Raw genomic sequence first — 482 nt, forward strand, 5'->3', positions numbered from 1 at the left:
CCCGACGGCCGCCTCGGGGTCGGCGCCGGATCGGGCGGCCGGCCCGTCGCGGTCACCGTCAACATCGCCACGCCGGACGCAACCTCGTTCCGCAAGTCCGAGGCGCAGGTGACCGCGAGCCTCGCCCGCGCCGTGGCGCGCGGCCAGCGGGCGCTATGATCGGAGGAGGACCGATGCCGGACGATTTCCACGAGGTGTCCTTTCCCCTCGACGTGGCGCTGCGCGGCAGCGGCGGCCCGAGCCGGCTGACCGAGATCGTCACGCTGGCCTCGGGGCGGGAGCACCGCAACAGCCGCTGGGCCGATTCGCGCCGGCGCTACGATGCCGGCTTCGGCATCCGCTCGCTCGACACGCTCCATGCGGTTCTGAGCTTCTTCGAGGAGCGGCGCGGGCGGCTCTACGGCTTCCGCTACCGCGACCGGGCCGATTTCCGCTCCGGGCCGCCGGGCCGGGTGCCGGCGCCGACCGACCAGCGCCTCGGC

Annotated in this window: 1 protein-coding gene and 1 pseudogene; both read left to right on the plus strand. The window is 75.1% G+C overall.

Translation table 11 applies throughout. The annotated features are described in order from the left end of the window. Nucleotides 1–159: pseudogene (locus FV230_RS31150) on the plus strand (phage tail tape measure protein); the annotation flags it as partial. Between the two features lie 14 nt (nucleotides 160–173). Then, nucleotides 174–482 (plus strand): DUF2460 domain-containing protein (locus FV230_RS29210; protein WP_187275682.1); only part of this gene is annotated, 309 nt, incomplete at its 3' end.

The sequence above is a fragment of the Methylobacterium sp. WL6 genome (assembly GCF_008040095.1).
Classification (GTDB): Bacteria; Pseudomonadota; Alphaproteobacteria; order Rhizobiales; family Beijerinckiaceae; genus Methylobacterium.